The 3,483-nt window shown below is 31.3% G+C and carries 4 protein-coding genes; all 4 read right to left on the bottom strand.

The window, feature by feature from the left end:
* A partial coding sequence (locus SPD90_RS00945; protein WP_320924039.1) for a histidine kinase N-terminal 7TM domain-containing protein occupies window positions 1-1,117 on the bottom strand: 1,117 nt, incomplete at its 3' end.
* Between the two features lie 314 nt (window positions 1,118-1,431).
* Window positions 1,432-1,731, bottom strand: coding sequence for a hypothetical protein (locus tag SPD90_RS00940; protein WP_320924038.1), 300 nt, complete (start codon window positions 1,729-1,731; stop codon window positions 1,432-1,434).
* A gap of 48 nt (window positions 1,732-1,779) precedes the next feature.
* Window positions 1,780-2,712, bottom strand: coding sequence for a hypothetical protein (locus SPD90_RS00935; RefSeq protein WP_320924037.1), 933 nt, complete (start codon window positions 2,710-2,712; stop codon window positions 1,780-1,782).
* 68 nt (window positions 2,713-2,780) lie between these two features.
* Window positions 2,781-3,218: a hypothetical protein gene (locus tag SPD90_RS00930; protein WP_320924036.1), complete on the bottom strand. Its 438-nt coding sequence runs from the start codon at window positions 3,216-3,218 to the stop codon at window positions 2,781-2,783.
* Between the last annotated feature and the right edge of the window lie 265 nt (window positions 3,219-3,483).

The following is a 3,483-nucleotide window of genomic DNA, read 5'->3' as shown; positions in this document are numbered from 1 at the left end:
TTGCCGAAATCTCAGAGCCTTCCTCACCTAACAAAAGCAGATTGCCACGGCGTTTGATATACGCACCCATTACACAGATTTTTGATATTAAGCTCTGTGCTGTCTCAGGCTCCTGATCTGCTTGCTTTAAATATTCTCTTGCTTTAGAAAGCTGTGGTGAAACCTCCTTTGCGATACGATCATAAAGCTTGCTCTTTTCCTCCGCCTTTATTTTTTGCTTCTTCAACTCCACTTCTGCCTTAAGTAGCTCATTGTTTTCACTGAGCTGTTCTTGTATTTCTTGAAGCTTTTCCTGTAAATCAATGATTGTACTTATATCATCATACCAAAGAACATATCCTCCAGAAATCCTTTTGCTGTGGAGGATGGAGTTCTGATATTTAACAGGCTCTATTTCCGCACTTCTCATGAGTTTCTGACTAATAGGCTGTGCTGAACTAGATGTGAAGCGAGGTTTATAATCATCGTCGACAATCTGTGCCGCTACAGTAGATATTGTAAATAACTCTTTATAGTTGCTGTTTGAAGGAAGCAATCCACTTTGAATCGCACTTTCTATCAACGAAATTATAATTATACAGTCTATCGCTGTTAAGTCACATTTTATTCTCATTACACTGTAAAGCACCCAAAATACTACTGCAACTGCAATAACAAAACAAGGCATACTCTTTAAAGGATTTTTTCCCGGTGTACGGCTTTTTTTCAAAAGCATCACTACAAAATAAATACTAAGAAAAATTATCCATGCCATCACGACGAAATACATGATTCCATATTCATAAACATCATAATCGATATCTTTTCCCACTGGAAAATAAAATACCATCTGATGAAAGTCATTGGTAAAAACACAAAGAAGCAGAAGAGCTGCTGGAATAAACAGATAATTCATCCAGCTCGGTGTTTTGTAATTCTCCGGTTTTCCTATATAACTGACAACAAAAACGCCAAGCAACGGGATAAATATCATCGCTATATAATACGCGTACCAACAATAACGTCCTATTGTAGTATCAGCATCCCCTATAAACTCCCATTTACATACACGGACAGTCAACCAAATAATCAACATCACACCAACAGACACCAGAATCTGACGAATCTGTTTTTTCATAATTCGTCTATTCAAAGACACACACCATGCCATAACTAACGATATATGAATTACATTGCGAATTAGAATAAGTAGAGTCAACTTCAGTGGATCTTCCGTATGAATAAATGTATTATATCTACAAAGATATGCAATTATTAAAAGTAGTGAAACACCGATAGAATACATGATTAATTTTTTATGTGTCTTTTGCATATTTTCCCCTACCCCCTGTATTTTTATTTATCTTCACCTTGATGATAAGCTTATACTTCTATTGTAATTATATTTAACAACTTTGTGATAGAGCTTTTTTGTAATTACTGCATATTTGATTATAATATTAAAGATCTCATCATTGTTATAAAAAGCATTATAAAAATTATAATAAATAAAATTCCACATAAAACCTTTCCAGTTTCTTTATTTTTTATTCTATAAATTAATGCCCTTACTAATATTAAACCTATTATTAAATAAGCAAATAACACTGTTAAATAGCCCAAAATCTTTACAAATTCTTGAGTTCCTAATATATTATTTAGGATAGCAAAAACAATAGCAAAAATAATTGAAACGGCTATATATATTACAATTATTTTCTTGATCGTATTTAATTCTTTAAATTTTTTCATATAAAAATTCTCCCCTATAAAACAACTTAATATCAATTTTCATCCTGATCATAAAGACACAGTTTTTTTCCAATTATTAGCATTAATATTCTCATATTTCAGAGATTGCTCTGTCCCCTCTTTCACTGCTAGTTTTTGAACAGCAGAATATCCAATCGACGCGTATTTCTCCTCTTCCAAATACATAACTGAACCAGCATGGAAAATTGATAAAACAGAATATGGGATGCCACTATGCTTATGAATACAAATTTTCTGTATTATACCATAAGGTGCATCATCTACTGTCACCTCAAATAATGGAACTAGATTCTGTGCAAAATCCTCCTCATCCTGATAAGGAATTCCTATAAATTTCATCTTTTTTTCATCAAATCTCCAGTGAATCTCTGACCAGTCACTACCTCTCAATTTCAGAAAAGCTAAACAAGATTCAATATATTTTTGCATCTGCTCTCCACGAATATCATAAACTTTAGCCAGCAACCTAATGGCAACTTCCCACCATTCCTTCCTTGAATCATAAACTGCTTTATATTTAGCATGAGGATTAGTTCGATATATCCACTTGCCATCAACTACTTTATCCTCTACGAACTTCCATTTACTCTCCAATTTTTTGCGATTTGTTAGCTCATAATTTTGTCCCCATTTTTCTGCGATCAGTTTCAGCAAATACCAACGAAATTCTTCTGCATCATGGCTCGAAAAAAGCTTCACATATCCACTACTTCTTTCTCTCGGTTCCTCTGCAAAATATTCTTTATTTACTGAATCGTATCCATATATCATTGGCAAAATATATGCTCTTTTTATAAAATCTTCTGATATTCCCATTTGAGCAATATCTTTGTCTAGTTGTTTTGAAATTGGGCCACAGCAAGAAAATACAGATAACTTCTCAGATTTTTCTGTCTCTACAGTTTTTTTAGTCATCTGCGAAACATTTTTTCTTTTCTTTTTATTAAATTTTATCCACATAATACTCCTCCTTTCAGATTCAATGTGATTATGTAATTATTATATTATTCTTTATTATATCTAACAATTTAATTTCTTTTTCTATTTTTACCCTTTAGCTCTTGAATCAATTCCTCAGGCAAGCTTAGATATTCAAAAGCACCAAAGTCATATTGAGGTCCATTATATATGTGATACTTATCAAGATTTTTAGATTTTTCTGCATTTAAAATTTTTTCTATTTTTTGTACACACATATCTGGTGTAATTGACCAACAAGCAAATTTAACTTCACTTAAAGTTATCTTTTCTCGTGGATTAATCTTAGTACTTTTTACAGAATAAGGTGGTCCGAATCCCCATCCGCCATAAGTAGTAGTCCCAACCTCAATTGTATATGTATCTTTATATTTACATAGAAATGATATTTGCCAACAAACACCATTTGTCACACTGGCATCAAGCATAATAGCCCATTGATTATAAATTTTTTTATTATCTGTTGTAGATTTATTGCGATTCATCATAGTTATTGTTCTCCTTTCAACATATTTAAATCCTTTTGTAATATAGCATTTTTATCTTAGTATTTCTTTGTTACTAAGTTTTATTAATTAAATAGTAGTCTCTTTTTTTATAAAAGTCAACTACTTTTTAATAAAAATATATAGTTGCAAATTTCTTTATAAATACAACTATATATTTTTAAATATTATATGTTATGTTGAAATATCCACCTGTATTTCTATTTATCAACTCATATTTTTCTGAAATATGTGCTATATCTGATAA

Origin of the sequence: Intestinibacter sp. (assembly GCF_034113885.1) — a bacterium.
Taxonomy (GTDB): domain Bacteria; phylum Bacillota; class Clostridia; order Peptostreptococcales; family Peptostreptococcaceae; genus Intestinibacter.
This window is presented reverse-complemented; position numbering and strand designations above follow the sequence as displayed.

Bases quoted from the DNA above. Each gene is read 5' to 3' on its own strand.
- SPD90_RS00940 (WP_320924038.1), bottom strand. From the start codon at position 1,731: ATGAAAAAATTTAAAGAATTAAATACGATCAAGAAAATAATTGTAATA.
- SPD90_RS00935 (WP_320924037.1), bottom strand. From the start codon at position 2,712: ATGTGGATAAAATTTAATAAAAAGAAAAGAAAAAATGTTTCGCAGATG.
- SPD90_RS00930 (WP_320924036.1), bottom strand. From the start codon at position 3,218: ATGATGAATCGCAATAAATCTACAACAGATAATAAAAAAATTTATAAT.